The following is a 16,713-nucleotide window of genomic DNA, read 5'->3' on the forward strand; positions in this document are numbered from 1 at the left end:
ACTTGGTACGCCAATGGATATCAGCAGCAGCCTTTCGGTCGACGACGTCCTGCACGCCTTTGTGGAGCAGGAGTTGCTACCCGGCACGGGCGTCGCGCCCGGCGCGTTCTGGGCGGCGCTGGAGGCGATCCTGGCCGACTTCACGCCGCGCAACGCCGACCTGCTGGCCCGCCGTGACGAGCTGCAGGCGCAGATCGACGCCTGGTGGCGCGACCGTCGCGGCCGCCCGACCGACGTGGCCGAGCAGACCGCCTTCCTGCGCGAGATCGGCTATCTGCTCCCTGAGCCGCCGCCCTTCCAGATCGCCACTGGGAACGTCGACCCGGAGATCGCCAAGGTCGCCGGGCCGCAGCTGGTGGTGCCGGTGTCCAACGGCCGCTTCGCCCTGAACGCCGCCAACGCCCGGTGGGGCAGCCTCTATGACGCCCTCTACGGCACCGACGCCCTGGAGCCCCCGACCGGGGGCAAGGGCTATGACCCCGTCCGCGGGGCCAAGGTGGTGGCCTTCGCCCGCGAATTCCTTGACCGGGCTGCACCGCTGCACGGCGGCTCGCATGCCGAGGCGACGCAATATGCGCTCGACAGGGTCGCCCTGACGGTGACCCAGAAGGACGGAAGCGTCACGACGTTGGCGAACCCCGATCAGTTCGTCGGATGGCGTGGGGAGCGAGACGCGCCGTCGGCCGTCCTGCTGAAACACAACGACCTGCATTTCGAGATCCAGATCGACCGGAACCACTCGATCGGCAAGGACGATCCGGCCGGCGTCGCCGACGTGCTGGTCGAGGCGGCGCTCACCGCCATCCAGGACTGCGAGGACTCGGTGGCCGCCGTTGACGCCGAGGACAAGACCGGCGTCTACCGCAACTGGCTGGGCCTGATGCGCGGCGACCTGACGGCCGAGCTGGTCAAGGGCGGCCGCACCGAGATCCGCCGCCTGGAGGAGGATCGTCGCTACACCGCCCCCGACGGCTCGGCCCTGACCCTGCGCGGCCGCAGCCTGATGCTGGTGCGCAATGTCGGCCATCACATGACGAGCGACGCCGTCCGCTATACCGGCGCGCCTGTCTTCGAGACGGTGGTCGATGCGCTGGTCACCGTCACCGCGGCCCTGCACGACCTGAACGGCGCCCGGCGCAACAGCCCGGCCGGCTCGGTCTATGTGGTGAAGCCGAAGATGCACGGCCCCGACGAGGTCGCGCTCGCCGTGCGCCTTTTCGACATGGTCGAGGACGCGCTGGGCCTGGCGCGCAACACCGTCAAGATCGGCATCATGGACGAGGAGCGCCGCACCAGCGCCAACCTCGCCGCCTGCATCCACGCCGCGCGCAACCGCATCGTATTCATCAACACCGGCTTCCTCGACCGCACCGGCGACGAGATCCACACCGCCATGGAAGCCGGCCCCGTGGTGCGCAAGGACGCCATGAAGGCCGAACCCTGGCTGCCGGCCTACGAGAAGCGCAACGTCGAGATCGGCCTGGCCACGGGCTTCCCCGGCCGCGCCCAGATCGGCAAGGGCATGTGGGCCGCGCCCGATCAGATGCAGGCCATGCTGGCGGCCAAGATCGGCCACCCCAAGGCCGGCGCCAACACCGCCTGGGTCCCGTCGCCGACCGCGGCGGTGCTGCACGCCCTGCACTATCATGAGGTGGACGTCCCGGCGCTCCAGGCCGCGATGGGAACGGCGGCGGCCACCGGGACCAACGACCTGCTGACCCCGCCCCTGGCGCGCTCCAACTGGAACGCCGCCGACATCCAGCAGGAGCTGGACAACAACGCCCAGGGCATCCTGGGCTATGTGGTGCGCTGGATCGACCAGGGCATCGGCTGCTCCAAGGTCCCCGACATCCACGATGTGGGCCTGATGGAGGACCGCGCGACCCTGCGCATCTCCAGCCAGCACATCGCCAACTGGCTGCATCACGGGGTCTGCACGGACGCCCAGGTGCGCGAGACCTTCAGCCGGATGGCCAAGGTGGTGGACGCCCAGAACGCCGGCGACCCGGTCTATCAGGCCATGAGTCCCGACCCGGCCGCCAGCGTGGCCTACCAGGCGGCGCTGGAACTGGTGTTCGAAGGCCGCGCGCAGCCCAACGGCTACACCGAGCATATCCTCCACCGCCGCCGCCGGGAGCGTAAGGCGCAGGTCGCGGCGCTCACCGCGGCCTGAGGGGGCTTCGCCCATCTGCTGGCCGGTCCGAGTGGATGGCGGCCCGGAAGGGACTCGAACCCCCGACCTTCGCTTTAGGAAAGCGCTGCTCTATCCGGCTGAGCTACCGGGCCATGCCACTTCGCCGCAGCGCCGTGATCTCGCAGACCGATGCCACGTTCGCCGTCCGGCGCCAAGTCGGGCCGGGGGCTCGCGCCTTGGTCGAAAGTCTTAATTGCGCACCGGGACGCTGTGAGCGCAGGATGGACCTGTCGAAACGGGTTTCGGAGTGGCCAGGATGCATAGCAGCAGGCCCAATCTGCCGGGTTGGATGCTCGCCCTTGGAGTGGCGATCCTCTCGGGCTTCCTCAGCGCGCTCGCGGTCTGGGCGATGAGCGAGAAGGTGGGCGGCGTCTAGCGTTTCCGCCGCTCTTTACGTCACGGAAAATATTCTTCGTCAGCCTGTCGTCATGGCCGAACCCTTCGTCCGCGCCGAGCGACGAGCGCTGGTCAGGCAGCGGACGCTTCTGCGCGGCCGGATCTGCTACGGTCCCAAGCACGTGATCTCGGTCGACTGCGGCATCCGCAACCTGACCACAGGCGGCGCCATGCTCCGCGTTCCCGCCGATCAAGCCCTGCCGCCCAATTTCGCCCTGCTCCATGTGAGTGAGGGCGCGGCGTTCGACGCCTGCCTCACCTGGCGGCGCGGGGATACGCTGGGGGTGCGTTTCGAAGGCCGCCACGACCTGCGGGGAGCCGTCGAGGATGATCTGAAGGCGCTGCGCGCGATCTGGGTGGCCGTGGCCTCGACCTGAGCCGGCGCTATTTGGCGCCTTGCAGCGCGTCCCAGGTCTCGCGGATGACGCTGAGCCCCTCGCGGGTCGAGGTGGCGATGTCATGCTTGCCGTCGAAGGCCACGCCGGTGAGATCGCCGCGACGCCAGCGCAGCCGCGCCTCGTAGACCAGGCCGCCCTCGAACTGCAGCAGCATGAAGCGCGCGGGCAGGGGATAGATGGCGGCGATCTTCAGCCGCGCTCCCCCCTGGCTCAGGTCGACGATGGTGCAGTCGGCCCACAGGCCGTGGCCGGGACCATAGAAGCCGCGCGCGCGGAAATTGGCCGCGACGCGGGGGTGGGCTCGGCGTTCGTGATAGTCGTGGGCGTGGGTCACGAAGCTTGACTACACGAGAACGGTTTAGGTGAGCTTAAGTGGTCGCGCGCGGATTGCCGCAGGGCGAGCCTCGCCAAGGCCGGCGCGATCGTCCTATGTTCGCCGCCGCGCGGCCGGGGTCGGCGGCGAGGGGGGTTTCATGGCGTTCCTGCGGTATTTCCGGCTGCTTTACGTCCAGGTCCTGGTCGGCATCGCGCTCGGCGTGGCCGTCGGGGCGATCTGGCCGGACCTCGGGGTGGCGCTGAAGCCGCTGGGCGACGGCTTCGTTAAGCTGATCAAGATGGCCGTGGCGCCGGTGATCTTCTGCACCATCGTTTCGGGCATCGCCCGGATGGGCGACATGAAGGCCTTCGGCCGGCTGGGCGCCAAGACCCTGATCTATTTCGAGGTGGTCTCTACCTTCGCGCTGGTCCTGGGCCTGGTGGTGGGCAACCTCGTCAGGCCCGGCGCCGGATTCAATGTCGATCCGGCGACCCTCGATCCCACCGTGGCCGCCAGCTACGTGGAGAAGGCCGCCCACGGCCAGAGCCTGGCGGAATACCTGCTCTCCCTGATCCCCAACGCCTTCTTCGGCGCCTTCGCCGAGGGGAACCTGCTGCAGGTGCTGCTGATCGCCATCCTCACCGGCTTCGCCTGCTCGCGGCTGGGGACATTCGGCGACAAGGTGGCCGGCGTCCTGGAGGACGTCTCCAAGGTTTTCTTCTCCCTGATCCATGTGGTGGTGCGGCTCGCCCCCATCGGCGCCTTCGGGGCCATGGGCTTCACCATCGGCAAGTACGGGCTGGAGGCCCTGGTCAAGCTGGGGGCGCTGGTCGCCACCTTCTACGGCACCTCCCTGCTGTTCGTGCTGGTGATCCTGGGCCTGGTGGCGCGCGCCTCGGGATTCTCGATCCTGAAGTTCCTGGCCTACATCCGTGAGGAGCTGCTGATCGTGCTCGGCACCTCCTCGTCGGAATCTGTCCTGCCGCAGATGATCGACAAGATGCAGCGCCTGGGCGCAGGCAAGACCACGGTCGGCCTGGTGATCCCCACCGGCTATTCGTTCAATCTCGACGGCACCAATATCTACATGACCCTGGCCACCCTGTTCCTGGCCCAGGCGACCAATATCGACCTGAGCCTGACCCAGGAGCTGACCCTGCTGGCGGTGGCCATGCTGACCTCCAAGGGCGCCAGCGGCGTGACCGGGGCCGGGTTCATCACGCTGGCCGCCACCCTGGCCGTGGTCCCCGACATCCCGCCCGCGGCGCTGGCCCTGCTGGTCGGGGTGGACCGGTTCATGAGCGAGTGCCGCGCCCTGACCAACCTGGTCGGCAACGGGGTGGCGACCCTGGTGATCGCCCGCTGGGAAGGCGATCTCGACCGCGAAACCCTGGCCTATGAGCTCGACAAGGGCCCTGGCGCGGCGGCGCCGGGCGGGGCCGTGCTTCCGGCTGAAGCCGATTGAGCGCGCGTTAATCCTTATGCCAACCCCTCCCGGTAGGCTCTTACCCGTTATCAGGTCCTTCGGCGCCGCCGCCTGAGGCCTCAAGACCAGGCGGAGTGTTCTTCCCGTGGACCGTCGCGCGATCCATTCGCCGTCAGCGGGCGTCCTCATGGGACGCCGGACCCTGCTTGCGGGCCTGACCGGCCTTGTCGCCGCCCCCGCCTTCGCCGCCGAAACCGGCCAGTCCTGGCTGGACTACGAGGTCCGCCTGCGCGCCCGTCTGGCCGACGCCGGCGGCGGGCGTTTCAACGCCGCGGCCGAGCGACGCATCGTGACCCTGACCAACGCCGCGCGCGCCGAGCAGGGCGCGCCGGCCTGCGCCTGGAGCGACGAACTGGCCCTGGCCGCGCGCGCCCACGCCGCCGACCTCGCCGGACGCGCCTATGTCGAACACCTGAGCCCGGAGGGGTTCGATCCCAGCCACCGGGTCAGCATCCTGGCCCGCCGACTGATCGGCTCGGCCAGCGAGAACATCGCCTATCGGCGCGCCGCCGAGCCGGCCACGGCCGACGACCTGATGACCATCTGGCGCAAGAGCCCGCCCCACTGGACCAACCTGCTGCGCGCCACCCATTCGCGCTTCGGCTTCGGCGTGGCGGTGCGCGGCGAGCGCACCTATGCCGTGGGGCTCTATTCGAGGGCCGACGGCGAACTCGGCGCGCCCCTGCCCTTCCGCCTGGGTCGGGAGGCCGACCTGGCCGGCGCGATCTCGCAGGCCAGCCCCCGTGTCGACAGCTTCACGGTCAGCGATCCGGTCGACACCAAGGACGCCGCCAACCTCGCCGCCGATCCTGCGCCGATCCTGGCGCCTGGCGTCTATCAACTCCGCCCCAAGCGCCGCCTGGAAGGGCGCCGCTACGAGGTGCTCTGGGGCCCGATCTTCGTCAGGATCTGAGCCAGGTTCAGTCGAGCAGGGCTTCGATCTCGGCGCGGATGCGCAGCCAGGCCGGCGCGGTCGGATCGATCAGCTCGAAATGGCCAGCCGCCGGCAGGTCGATCACCGTGGCGGGATCCCCGACGGCCTTGGCGGCCGCGCCATAGCCGGCGCCGAAGCGGCTGGGAACGATAGGATCGAGATCGCCCGACACGATCACCTGACGCGCGCCTAGCGGCAGCAGTCGGGGCGGCGAGGTGTCGGCATAGACATCGCCCTCGCGGTCCGGCGCGCCCACCGGGGCGTCGATCGTGCCGGGCCCGCCGCAGGCGTCGGGGCCGTCGGCGTGATAGGCCTCCAGGTCGATGATGCCGGCCAGGGCTACGGCCCCGCGCAGCTTCACGGGTTCCAGCGCCGACAGCGGGCTGTCCTTCGATAGCCTGGGCCGGGCCAGGGCCCATACCGCCAGATGCCCGCCCGCCGAATGCCCCGAGACCACGGCGCGGCCCAGGTCGAGCCGGTGCGGGCCGGCCAGGGCCTTCAGGTGGTCCAGGCCCTGGGCCACATCCAGGAAGGTGCCCGGATAGCCGCCGCCCGGGTGGCCGATCCTGCGGTACTCGATGTTCCAGACCGCCTTGCCCGCGGCCCGCAGGTCGGCCGCGGCGTAGTCCATCAGCTCCAGCCCCGGCAGGTCGGCGCGCCAGCAGCCGCCATGGATGATCGCCACGACCGGGTGCGGTCCCGCGCCCTTGGGCAGCCAGAGCTCGCCAAACTGCAGCGGGTCCTGGCCATAGGCGATGCGCGCGTCGGCGAGCGGCCGTTCGCGCGCCAGCAGGTCGCTGTAGCTGATGGGGGCGGTGGCCGCCGTGGCTGCGGCTGCGAGGGCGACGACGCTGGCGGCGGTCATGGCGGGCTCCAAAGGATTCGTGGGCCGATCCTGCCCAAACGAAAACGCCCGGCGCAAGCGCCGGGCGTCGAAAGCTCGATAGGGACTGGCGCCCTAGGCGGCGACGGCCTTGATCAGGTTCTTGTTCAGGATGCCGATGGCGGCGTCGCGGTCGATGCGCTCGATCGCAGCGACTTCGCGGGCCATGCGGTCCAGGGCCGACTCATAGAGCTGGCGTTCCGAATAGGACTGTTCCGGCTGGTTCTCGGCGCGGTGCAGGTCGCGGACCACCTCGGCGATCGAGATCAGGTCGCCGGAGTTGATCTTGGCTTCGTATTCCTGGGCGCGGCGCGACCACATGGTGCGCTTCACGCGGGCGCGGCCCTTGAGCGTGGTGAGCGCCTGGTTGACCACATTGCCCTCGGCAAGCGAGCGCAGGCCGGCGGTGCGGGCCTTGGCGGTGGGAACCCGCAGCGTCATTTTCTCATGATCGAAAGTGATGACGTAGACTTCGAGCGAATAGCCGGCGACTTCCTGGGTTTCGATCCCCTGCACCTGACCCACGCCATGGGCCGGATAGACGACATGATCGCCGATGGAGAATTCCAGACCGGTCTTGCTCATTCGTTCAAGTCCTTTCGACTTGGCCGAACCCGTTAAGACATCTTAACCATTGCACCACAGGACAAAGGACACCCTCCGCGAAAACCGCGCGGCGCCTTACCCCAGGAGGAACGGATTAGACCTCTAAGACACCCTTCGCCTATGCAAGGCGTACGTCGGCCGGGACGGCTCTTCTGCAGAAACGACGCAGCGCGCGTAAGCGCTCTCGCTACGTCAGCTATGACGATAGCATAAAATTCAGCCGATTGAAAGGCTTGGCGCCCGGTTTCCGGGCCCGGGCGGGCCAGATCAGGACCCGCGGCCCGGCTTTTCGCTAAAATACTTCTCGAATTTACCGGTTTCGCGCTCGAAAGCCTCCGCGTCCGCCGGAGGCGTGCCCTTTACCGTGATGTTCGGCCAGACCTTGGCGAAGTCGGTGTTGATCCGCAGCCATTTCGAGTCCGGTTCGTCCTCGGTGTCAGGCTTGATGGCGTCCACAGGACACTCGGGCTCGCAGACCCCGCAGTCGATGCATTCGTCCGGATTGATCGCCAGAAAGTTCTCGCCCTCGTAGAAGCAGTCCACCGGACAGACCTCGACGCAGTCCATGAACTTACATTTGATGCAGGCGTCGGTGACGATATAGGTCATCGCGGAAATGGGGCTCCGGCCGCTCTCGTTGGGCGGCGGTTTTTCCGGCTCCGGCCGGTCAATGTCAATGGCGCTGGGCGCCAGGATATCTGCAAGCCCCGATAGGGCCGGCTCAATTCTTGGGCGTCAGCGTCAGCACGCGCTCGGTCACGGCCTCCACCGCCTGGCGGGAATAGCTCAGCGGCACGTACTGGCCCGTGACCCACAGCGGGAACAGATCGCCGAAATGCGGGCTGGTCGGATCGCCCGACTGGCCGGGCGCATTGATGGTCATGCTGTTGTCCCAGGCCCCCACGTCCAGCACCATCCGGAACGAGGCCCCGGCCGTCACGCGGTAGTCGTCCGGCCGCCAGGTGGCGGCCAGGGGTGACAGGCTGGTCCCGGCCATGGGCGCGGGGCCCACCGCCAGCGACGGGCGCTGGGCGGTGGAGGCGAGCGGTGTCAGGGCGTGTTCGAAGCGGGCATGGTGCAGGCCGCCCCAGGTCCAGGCCTTGGGGTCCGGGCCCAGCTTGGCGGCCACCTCGTCATAGGCCGCGACCAGGCTCTCGCGCAGGGCCGCGTCACGGGCCGCGGGCGGCAGGCTCGCGTCGGGGTGCTCCAGCAGGGCCATGACCGCGGCGGTGTCGCCGTTTCCGAGCAGGGTGCGGGCCGCCGCCGGCGTCGCGCGGGCCACGGTGGCGCGGCCCAGGTGCTTGGTGATCCAGACCTCATAAAGCGCCGCCCCGGCGCTGTCGGCCGCCGTGCGGTGGTCCCAGGCCCCCAGCAGGTCCAGGGCGGCCGAGAGCTTGGGCTCGTCGGTTCGCAGCGGCGCCAGCAGGGCGAACATTCGCCGCGAGGTGATGTCGTAGGGATCGGTCTGCAGGGCCATGGCGTCGGCCAGCGTCAGCTTGGACTTGGCGGCCAGGACCTCGGCGATCCGCGCCATGCGCGCGCCGTTGGTCCATTCGAAGCCGACCTTGCGCTCGGCGTATGGATAGCCGTCGGGCAGGTTCATCTGGTTGGCGGAGGCGAACCAGCCGCTGGCGGGATCGGCCTGGCTGGGAAGCTGGTCCTGGGTGAGGAAGCCCTTCCACTCATAGCGCCCGTCGCCGGGAACCGGGGCGAGGCCGTCCCAGTTCGGCCGCGCCGGCACGCGGGCGGCCGCGACCCAGCCGGTATGGCCCGAGGTGTCGGCATAGACCTGGTTCACCGAGGGCGTGGCCCAGTTGGCGAGCGCCGCCTTGTAGCCGTCCCAGGTCTTGGCGGTCATGTAGCCCGTGGAGCCGAAATAGGCCGAGGTTCCGGGCTCGCCCCAGACGCTGCGCAGGGCGAAGGCGCGGCCCTTGGCGGCGTCCTCCTTCAGCACCGGACCATGGCGGGTGAACTTCAGCGACACCTTGCGGGGCAGGGCTTCGCCCTTGACGGCGATCTCCTCGACCACGGTCCGCATCGGCTCCCACGCGCCCTTGTAGCGATAGGCCTCGCCCTGGGTTTCGTAGACGTAGAGGTCTTCCTGATCGGCCGGGAAGATGGTCAGGCCAAAGGCGATGGTTCCGTTGTGGCCGATGGAGACCCCGGGCAGGGCGGGCTCGCCGGCGCCGATCACCGAGAAGCCCGGCGCCTCCAGGTGCACGATGTAGCGCAGCGACGGCGCGCCATGCTCGCGGTGCGGGTCATTGGCCAGGATCGGCCGGCCGGTGGCGGTGCGCGATCCGGCGACCGTCCAGTTGTTGGAGCCGATCGCGTCGGGCGGAATCTCCAGCATGGCGGTCTTGGCCGCCGGGCCCGAGAACTTCACCCCGCTTGAGCCGAGCTGGTAGTCGTCCAGCACGTCGGCCGGGATGTCGCAGGGGTCGAGGCCCTCGGGGATCCTGGTCTCCCACCTGGGTTCGAGATTTCGGTAAAGCCGGGTGGCCTCAAGCCCCGCGGCGCAGGCGATGCGGGCCCGGCCGACCTCGTTGGGGACGTTGCGGGTTAGGCCGTGGCTGCGGATGCGGACCACGTCCTGCGCCGCCCAGAGATCGGGTGTCGAGCCCGCGATCTGGAACTCCATGGGCAAGGGGCGCTTGCCCGTGCGGATCTCGGTGACGAAGGCGTTGAGGCCGGCGACGAACGCCTCGGTGTTGTCCTGGGCGCCGGGCCCGTAGGACGTCCACTCCTGGGCCATGTCGCCGCGATAGAGGAACAGCCGCGCAGCCCGGTCCTGGGCCACATAGGACGGGCCGAAGTCCTTGGCCAGCAGGCCCAGGCCCCGCTTGCGCCACAGGTCCACCTGCCAAAGCCGGTCGCGGGCGACGTTGTAGCCCTGCAGGAAGAAGGCGTCGCGCACGCTGCCCGCATAGATGTGGCTGATGCCCCACCGGTCGATCCGGATCTCGGCCGGTTGTGCGAGGCCCGCCACCGCGTGCGGCTCGACCGGAGGCGCCGCGGCCGCCGACGTGGAGACCAGGGCGGCGAATGCGGCGGCGGCGATCTGTTTCATGCGGCCACGCTAGGCGACGGATCCCAGGTCGACAATCGGCTCAGGCGTCCCCGGCGCGCGCCGGGCGGCCGAACTCCCGTTCCAGCAGCCGCGCGAAGTCGATGGTCATGCGGTCCTCCAGATAGGGCCCCATGATCTGCACGCCGATCGGCAGGCCGCCCGCGCCACGCCCGATTGGGGCGGCGGTGGCCGGCAGGTGGCCCAGGATCGCCATGCCCGGCCAGCCGAGCTGGTCGAAATAGGGCGTCGCCTTGCCGTTGATCTTCAGCGTCCGCCTGGACGGATCGGGCTCCTCCACATGGGCGAAGGCGGTGGTCCCGAACACCGGCGCCAGGACGACGTCGAAGGTCTTGAACAGCTCCGCCCATTGCCGGCGGATGGCGGTCTGGGCGTCCAGCAGGTCCATCCAGGCGTGGGCCGAGATGACGTCGCGCCGCGGTGGCCCGCCCCGCGTCATGGTGGTGTTGAGGATGCCCATATAGACCTCATGCGACCGATCGAGGTTGGGCAGCAGGTCGCTGCGGCGCTCGACGCGGGCGCCCAGGCCGTCCAGGTGATCGCCCAGGTCGCTCAGGGCCTGCCTGATCTCATCGTCAAGGCCGGCGACCGGATGGTGGTCGAGGATCAGGACCCGATAGTCGGCGAGGTGGTCGTGCCGGGGCGTGGGCAGGTCCAGCAGGTAACCGGTGGCTTCGTCGCCGACCGGTCCGGCCAGGATGTCCAGCGCCATCTGCAGGTCCTCGGCGGTGGTGGCCAGCGGCCCCAGCACCGCGACCGGCGTGTCGCCGCCGTCCAGCCCCGGCGGGGCGTGACCGCGCTGGGGCACCAGGTTGTAGCTGGGCTTGTGGCCGTAGACCCCGCAGAAAGCCGCCGGCACCCGGATCGACCCGCCGATGTCCGAACCGAACTCCAAAGGGACCATGCCGGCCGCCAGGGCGGCCGCCGCGCCGCCGGAAGAGCCACCGGGGCTGCGGGTCAGGTCCCACGGATTGTTGGTGCGCCCGTAGACCGGATTGACGCTCTGCCAGTCCGACAGGCTGACGGGGATATTGGTCTTGCCGAGGATCAGCGCCCCGGCCGCCTTCAGCCGCTGGACGCCCACCGAGTCGACGGGGGCCCGGAAGCCCTTGGCCTCCTCGAAGCCCCAGGTGGTCGGCAAGCCCTCGACATTGTTGGACTCCTTCACGGTCATGGGCAGACCCAGCAACGGACGGCGTTCGCCCCGCGCCAGGGCCGCATCGGCCTCCTTGGCCGCCTCGCGCGCCCGATCGAAGTCGCGGACCACCACGGCGTTGATCGGTCCGTCCAGGGCCTCGATGCGTGCGACCGTGTCGTCGAACAGCTCCAGGGCGCCGATGTCTCGCCGGGCCAGGGCTCCGATGAGGTCGCCCGCCGAGGCGTGCGAGGTGTCCCGGCTCAGGGTGTCGGACATGATCGTCTCCCTCTTACCGGGTAACGAGACCATCCGTGGCCGCTGGAGTCTAGCTTTCGGGCAGCGCCGAATAGAGGGTTCGCGCCTCGGAGGGCGGTCCGCGGCGTTCGCCCAGGGCTTCCACGGCCACGGCGGTCAGCCGGCCGCCGACGGCGAAGACCAGTTGGTCGCCGACCCGGATCGGCCTGGCGCACTTGTCGATGCGGCTCTCGGCGCCGGCGCGGGTCAGGCGCACCTTGCCCTCGTCCACGAACTTGGCGGCCAGCGAGCGGGTCTTGAAGAACCGGGCCCGCCAGAGCCAGACGTCGGCGCGGCAGCCCTCGCTCACGGCCGGGCGGCCTTGGCCTTGCGGCGGCGCGGGCGGCGGGCGGGAACCGGCCTGTCCTTCAGCGCCGCCAGGGCCGCGAAGGGGGAGGCGACGGGGGCCGCGGTTGTCGCGGCGGGCTTGTCGGTGCGCCGGCGCCAGGCGACCGGCTCGCCCGGCTGGACCTTGGCGGTGGGGGCGAAGTTGAGCGCGCGCAGGATCGAGGCGGCCTCAGCCTCGGTCCAACCCAGCTCCTCGCGGGCCTGATCGCTCAGCAAGGCGCCCTGGCCCTGGCGCGGCGCGGCGCGCAGCAGGGCGTCCAGCCGCTCGAGCATCTCGACGGGCACGGCGTGGCGCCCCACGGCGCGCAGCCCGAAGGCCGCCAGCATCGCGGACGGTGGAGCGGGGTCGGGCAAGGCGCTGACCTTGTCCGTCGCGGGACGCCAGTCGGAACGGGCCAACGCCTGGGCGAAGGCCAGGGATCGCGGCTGCAGAAGGGCCGGCAGATGGAGGCTGAACGCTCCCAGCTTGACGCCCAGGCTCTTGAGCGCGCGGCGCTCGACCTGGGAGAGGCCCTTGGCCTCGGCGCGCACGGCGGCGCGGTCCATGATCCCGCCGGCCTCGATCAGGCGATAGGCGACGCCCCGGGCCAGGCCCTTGACCTTGCCGGTCTCGACGGCCGCCTCCAGGCGACGCAGGGGCGCCAGGCGGCGGCCGGACTCTGCGGCGAGGAAGGCCTCCAGCCGGCGCGCGGCGCGTTCCCGGGCCGGGCCGGGCCCCAGATCGCCGTGCAGGCGCACGCGCGGCGCCAGCCGGCTTCCGCCGGAGATCGCGCCCGCGGCCTCGCCGCGCCACAGCACCGCCCCGTCGGGGGTCACGGCGAAGGCCTCGTCGGGTTCGGCGGCCAGCTTGCCCAGCCGCTTGGCGATCTCGGGTCCCACGGCGGCCACGGCGGCGGCGCGCAGGGCCTTTTCCTCCAGCACCGAGGAGCCCTGGGCGGGCTCGAAGGCCACGCCGATCAGGCGGCCGACATACTGACCCTCGACCACCACCTCGCCGTCGGCGCCGACCCCGGCCAGCATCTCGCCGCGCACATTGAGCGCCCGCATCAGGGCGCTGGTCCGCCGGTCCACGAACCGGGCCATCAGCTTCTCGTGCAGGGTGTCGGAGAGCCGGTCCTCCAGCAGCCGGGTCTGGCCCTGCCAGCCGGCGGCGTCGGCCAGCCAGTCGGGACGGTTGGCCACATAGGCCAGGGTCCGCACGCTGGCCAGGCGGGCGGCCAGGGTGTCGATCTCGCCGTCGGTGCGGTCCAGGTGTCGATACTGGGCGGCGATCCAGTCCTGCGGGATCTTGCGATCGCGGGTGGTCAGCCAGCCGAAGAACTCGCGCACCAGGCGGATGTGCTCCTCGGCCGAGGTCTTGCGGAAGTCCGGCGTCTGGCAGACGTCCCACAGGCGGGTGAGGGCCTGGCGGTCGCGGACGCAGCGGTCGGCCACCTCCGGTTCAGCGGCCAGGATGCGCAGGGTCTGCTCGTCCAGGGCCTCGGCGGAAAGCTTCAGCCCCTCTCGCGCCGGCGGCTGGGCCAGCGAGCCCAGCAGCTTTGGCAGGGTGGAGAAATCGAGCTTGGCGTTGCGCCATTCCGCCCCGGCCGTCGCCTCGAACCTGTGCTCCTGAACGGCCTCCACCAGGTCGGCGTCCATGTCCTCGCACTCGCCTGTGACGCCGAACGTGCCATCGCGGGTGAAGCGCCCAGCCCGTCCGGCGATCTGGCCGATTTCCTGGGGATGCAGGTAGCGGGTGCGCTGGCCGTCGAATTTCCGCAGGCCGGCGAAGGCCACGTGGTCGACGTCCATGTTCAGGCCCATGCCGATGGCGTCGGTGGCCACCAGGAAGTCGACCTCGCCGGACTGGTAGAGGGCGACCTGGGCGTTGCGCGTGCGCGGGCTGAGCGAGCCCATGACGACGGCGGCCCCGCCGCGCTGGCGGCGGATCAGCTCGGCGATCGCGTAGACCTGGTCGGCGGAGAAGGCCACCACCGCCGAGCGCCGGGGCAGGCGGGTGAGCTTCTTGGGGCCCGCATAGGTGAGCGCCGAGAACCGCTCGCGGGTGACGATTTCGGCGTTCGGCAGCAGGCGGCGGACCAGGGGCGCCATGGTCGAGGCGCCCATCAGCATGGTCTCGTACTTCCCGCGCGCATGAAGCAGGCGGTGGGTGAAGACGTGGCCGCGCTCGGGATCGGCGCAGAGCTGGATCTCGTCCACCGCCAGGAACTCGACCTCGCGGCTGAGCGGCATGGCTTCGACGGTGCAGACGAAATAGGTGGCCCGCGGCGGGACGATCTTCTCTTCGCCGGTGATCAGGGCGACGCAGCGCGCCCCCCGCAGCTTGACGATGCGGTCATAGATCTCGCGCGCCAGCAGGCGCAGCGGCAGGCCGATCATGCCGGACGCATGACCCAGCATCCGCTCGACGGCCAGATGGGTCTTGCCGGTGTTGGTCGGCCCCAGCACCGCCACCACTCTTGGCGGCGCCACACCCGCGGTACGGTCGCTCATACTTGGAAGGTGGGATGGGAATCGGCGCGCGGCAAGCGTCGCCTCGCCGCACTCAGATCCTCCCCCAGCGCGCAGCGCGGTTTGGGGGAGGTGGTTCGGAGCGAAGCGGAGAGGCGGAGGGGGTTGAAGCGCTCGAAAGCGAGTCAAAGCCCCCCTCAGTCGGCCAATCGGCCGACAGCTCCCCCAGAGGGGGAGCATCTGGGACCCAGACGCTTCCCCTCACACGAATAGGCCTCAGCCCTTCTTGGTCGCGGCCACGTAGTTGTCGATCACCCGGTCCAGCACGGTCAGCGGCGTACCGCCGGCCAGCAGGCCCGCGTCGTGGAACTTGCGGATGTCGAACTTGCGGCCCAGCGCCTTCCTGGCCCGGTCGCGCGCCTTCAGCCAGGTCAGCTTGCCGACCATGTAGCTGGACGCCTGGCCCGGCCAAACGCTGTAGCGCTCGATCTCGGTGATGGCGCTGGCCTCGTGGTCGCCGATGCTGTCCTGGTAGTACTTCAGGGCCTGCTCGCGGCTCCAGCGCTTGGAGTGCATGCCCGAGTCGACCACCAGGCGCACGGCCCGGAAGATGGCGTCGTGCAGCATGCCGATGTGGCCCAGCACGTCGTTGTCGTACATGCCCATCTCGACGGCGAGCTGCTCGGCGTAGAGCGCCCAGCCTTCGCTGTAGCCCGAGAAGCCGATCACCTTGCGGATCAGCGGCAGGTCGCCGGCCTCGTTGTTGAGAGCGAGCTGCAGGTGGTGGCCCGGAATCCCCTCGTGATAGGTCAGCGTCGGCAAGGTCCAGGCCGGGACCTCGGCGGTGTCGCGCAGGTTGATCCAGTAGATGCCCGGCCGCGAACCGTCGAGGGACGGGGAATTGTAGTAGCCGCCCGGAGCGCCGGCCTCGATGGCCGGCGGCACCCGGCGGATCTCCAGCGGCGCCTTGGGAAGCTGACCGAACCAGTCGGGCAGCTTCTTGGTGATCACCTTCACCTGGTCGTTGAGCTTGGCCAGCAGCTCGGCCTTGCCGGCGTCGGTGTTGGGATAGAGCTGCTTGGGATCGGTCCCCATGACCCGGTAGCGTTCGCCGACGGTGCCCTTGCTGTAGCCGGCCTTCCGCATCAGGGCGTCGGCCTCGGCGCTGAGGCTCTTGACCATCTCCAGCCCCGTGCGGTGCACCTCGTCGGGGGTGATGTTGGCGGTGGTGTATTGCTTCAGCGAGACGGCGTAGAAGGCCTCGCCGTCGGGCAGACGCCAGCAGCCGGCGTCATGCACAGCCTTGGCCCGCAGGTCGGTCAGGAGCGCGGCCTGGCGGGCCAGGGCGGGGCGGACCTTCTCGGCGTAGAGGCCCTCGGCCTGGGCGGCCCAGTCGCCGTCGATCTTCTTTTCGCCCGTTCGGCGCACCAGGCTCTTGACCAGCGGGGCCTCGGCCGGGGCGCTGGCCAGGAAGGCGTTCAACTGGGTGAGCGCCTTGTCGATCGCGAAGTCCGGCGCGAACACGCCCAGGCCCGCGTCATGACGCGCCACCTCGACCTCCTGGTCGAGCAGGCGGCCGAACGCTTCCATCCGCGCCATGTAGGCGTCGGCGTCGGATTTGCCCTCGATGACGTGCTGGTTGTCGAGGAAGTCCGGCATCTGCTGGTACGAGCCGGTGAGCTGCGACAGCACATAGGGCGCGCCCGCGCCCTGGCCGCCGTACTTGAACTGGCTGTTGCCATCTTCGCTCACCGCCAGGGTGAACTCGACGGTGTCGTAGTTGACCGCGTCCATGCCGCTGAGCTGGCTGCGGTCGATGGCCCGCAGTTCCTTGAGCTGCTTGGTGTTGTTGGCCTTGTTCTCGGCCAGGGCGGTCAGGGAGAAGTCCGACAGCTCGGACTTGGTCCAGGCGAGGGTCCCCTTGTCGATCCCCAGGGCGGTCGGCAGTTCCGGCGAGCGGCGGAAGGCCTCGGCCATGGCCTTGTCGAACATGGCGTACATCTTGGCGGCCTCGCCCGTGGGCGCGGCGGCGGAGGCGAGCCTGGGCGCGGCGGCGGCCAGGCCGAGGGCGGCGACGCCCGAAAGCAGTTCACGACGGCTGTGCATCTAGGATGATCCCCAATCGGCTTTGTAACAGTTTGCAGGCTTGTTACGCGTCGCCGGTCCAGCTTGGGCGTTAAT

13 protein-coding genes and 1 tRNA gene are annotated in these 16,713 nt (G+C 69.9%); 4 read left to right on the forward strand and 10 right to left on the reverse strand.

Translation table 11 applies throughout. The features are described 5' to 3' along the window. Positions 1 to 13 precede the first annotated feature (13 nt). Positions 14 to 2,173, forward strand: coding sequence for a malate synthase G (locus Q8Q77_RS14055; RefSeq protein ID WP_305584244.1), 2,160 nt, complete (start codon positions 14 to 16; stop codon positions 2,171 to 2,173). Between the two features lie 36 nt (positions 2,174 to 2,209). Here Q8Q77_RS14055 and Q8Q77_RS14060 read toward each other — a convergent pair. Next, positions 2,210 to 2,286 (reverse strand) — tRNA-Arg (locus Q8Q77_RS14060). Positions 2,287 to 2,622: 336 nt separating this feature from the next. Here Q8Q77_RS14060 and Q8Q77_RS14065 point away from each other — a divergent pair. After that, positions 2,623 to 2,967 carry a PilZ domain-containing protein gene (locus Q8Q77_RS14065; RefSeq protein WP_305584245.1) on the forward strand — a complete coding sequence of 115 codons (345 nt, stop codon included), beginning with the start codon at positions 2,623 to 2,625 and terminating at the stop codon, positions 2,965 to 2,967. Positions 2,968 to 2,974: 7 nt separating this feature from the next. Here the strand turns inward: Q8Q77_RS14065 and Q8Q77_RS14070 are convergent, their stop codons facing one another. Then, positions 2,975 to 3,322: a PilZ domain-containing protein gene (locus Q8Q77_RS14070; RefSeq protein ID WP_305584246.1), complete on the reverse strand. Its 348-nt coding sequence runs from the start codon at positions 3,320 to 3,322 to the stop codon at positions 2,975 to 2,977. Between the two features lie 139 nt (positions 3,323 to 3,461). Between Q8Q77_RS14070 and Q8Q77_RS14075 the strand changes: the two genes are divergently transcribed. Next, positions 3,462 to 4,769: a dicarboxylate/amino acid:cation symporter gene (locus Q8Q77_RS14075; protein ID WP_305584247.1), complete on the forward strand. Its 1,308-nt coding sequence runs from the start codon at positions 3,462 to 3,464 to the stop codon at positions 4,767 to 4,769. Between the two features lie 148 nt (positions 4,770 to 4,917). Then, entirely contained in the window at positions 4,918 to 5,703 is a 786-nt protein-coding gene (locus tag Q8Q77_RS14080; RefSeq protein WP_305584248.1) for a CAP domain-containing protein, read from the forward strand. 7 nt (positions 5,704 to 5,710) lie between these two features. On the opposite strand, the gene Q8Q77_RS14085 is transcribed toward Q8Q77_RS14080, so the two are convergent. The 8 genes from Q8Q77_RS14085 to Q8Q77_RS14120 form a co-directional block, all read right to left on the reverse strand. After that, a complete protein-coding gene (locus Q8Q77_RS14085; protein WP_305584249.1) occupies positions 5,711 to 6,589 on the reverse strand; it encodes an alpha/beta hydrolase in 879 nt (292 codons plus the stop codon). Positions 6,590 to 6,682: 93 nt separating this feature from the next. Beyond that, positions 6,683 to 7,192 carry a CarD family transcriptional regulator gene (locus Q8Q77_RS14090; protein ID WP_305584250.1) on the reverse strand — a complete coding sequence of 170 codons (510 nt, stop codon included), beginning with the start codon at positions 7,190 to 7,192 and terminating at the stop codon, positions 6,683 to 6,685. A 288-nt stretch (positions 7,193 to 7,480) separates the two neighbouring features. Further along, positions 7,481 to 7,822 (reverse strand): ferredoxin FdxA, encoded by a 342-nt coding sequence (gene fdxA / locus Q8Q77_RS14095; RefSeq protein WP_305584251.1) that lies wholly within the window; start codon positions 7,820 to 7,822, stop codon positions 7,481 to 7,483. Between the two features lie 112 nt (positions 7,823 to 7,934). Next, the gene (locus tag Q8Q77_RS14100) at positions 7,935 to 10,283 is read right to left on the reverse strand and encodes a penicillin acylase family protein (RefSeq protein WP_305584252.1); all 2,349 of its coding nucleotides are present in this window, start codon (positions 10,281 to 10,283) and stop codon (positions 7,935 to 7,937) included. Positions 10,284 to 10,323: 40 nt separating this feature from the next. After that, on the reverse strand, positions 10,324 to 11,715 hold the full coding sequence (locus Q8Q77_RS14105; RefSeq protein WP_305584253.1) for an amidase family protein: 1,392 nt from the start codon (positions 11,713 to 11,715) through the stop codon (positions 10,324 to 10,326). Between the two features lie 49 nt (positions 11,716 to 11,764). After that, entirely contained in the window at positions 11,765 to 12,043 is a 279-nt protein-coding gene (locus Q8Q77_RS14110) for an RNA-binding S4 domain-containing protein (RefSeq protein ID WP_305584254.1), read from the reverse strand. Then, positions 12,040 to 14,574 (reverse strand): helicase-related protein, encoded by a 2,535-nt coding sequence (locus Q8Q77_RS14115; RefSeq protein ID WP_305584255.1) that lies wholly within the window; start codon positions 14,572 to 14,574, stop codon positions 12,040 to 12,042. The genes Q8Q77_RS14110 and Q8Q77_RS14115 overlap by 4 nt, the downstream gene beginning before the upstream one ends. 234 nt (positions 14,575 to 14,808) lie before the next feature. Next, positions 14,809 to 16,638 (reverse strand): DUF885 family protein, encoded by a 1,830-nt coding sequence (locus Q8Q77_RS14120; protein ID WP_305584256.1) that lies wholly within the window; start codon positions 16,636 to 16,638, stop codon positions 14,809 to 14,811. Between the last annotated feature and the right edge of the window lie 75 nt (positions 16,639 to 16,713).

Origin of the sequence: Phenylobacterium sp. (assembly GCF_030698145.1) — a bacterium.
GTDB lineage: Bacteria > Pseudomonadota > Alphaproteobacteria > Caulobacterales > Caulobacteraceae > Phenylobacterium.

Excerpts from the sequence above, each read along its gene's own strand:
- Q8Q77_RS14055 (WP_305584244.1), top strand. The coding sequence starts at position 14 with ATGGATATCAGCAGCAGCCTTTCGGTCGACGACGTCCTGCACGCCTTT.
- Q8Q77_RS14065 (WP_305584245.1), top strand. The coding sequence starts at position 2,623 with ATGGCCGAACCCTTCGTCCGCGCCGAGCGACGAGCGCTGGTCAGGCAG.
- Q8Q77_RS14075 (WP_305584247.1), top strand. The coding sequence starts at position 3,462 with ATGGCGTTCCTGCGGTATTTCCGGCTGCTTTACGTCCAGGTCCTGGTC.
- Q8Q77_RS14080 (WP_305584248.1), top strand. The coding sequence starts at position 4,918 with ATGGGACGCCGGACCCTGCTTGCGGGCCTGACCGGCCTTGTCGCCGCC.
- Q8Q77_RS14085 (WP_305584249.1), bottom strand. The coding sequence starts at position 6,589 with ATGACCGCCGCCAGCGTCGTCGCCCTCGCAGCCGCAGCCACGGCGGCC.
- Q8Q77_RS14090 (WP_305584250.1), bottom strand. The coding sequence starts at position 7,192 with ATGAGCAAGACCGGTCTGGAATTCTCCATCGGCGATCATGTCGTCTAT.
- fdxA (WP_305584251.1), bottom strand. The coding sequence starts at position 7,822 with ATGACCTATATCGTCACCGACGCCTGCATCAAATGTAAGTTCATGGAC.
- Q8Q77_RS14100 (WP_305584252.1), bottom strand. The coding sequence starts at position 10,283 with ATGAAACAGATCGCCGCCGCCGCATTCGCCGCCCTGGTCTCCACGTCG.
- Q8Q77_RS14105 (WP_305584253.1), bottom strand. The coding sequence starts at position 11,715 with ATGTCCGACACCCTGAGCCGGGACACCTCGCACGCCTCGGCGGGCGAC.
- Q8Q77_RS14115 (WP_305584255.1), bottom strand. The coding sequence starts at position 14,574 with ATGAGCGACCGTACCGCGGGTGTGGCGCCGCCAAGAGTGGTGGCGGTG.
- Q8Q77_RS14120 (WP_305584256.1), bottom strand. The coding sequence starts at position 16,638 with ATGCACAGCCGTCGTGAACTGCTTTCGGGCGTCGCCGCCCTCGGCCTG.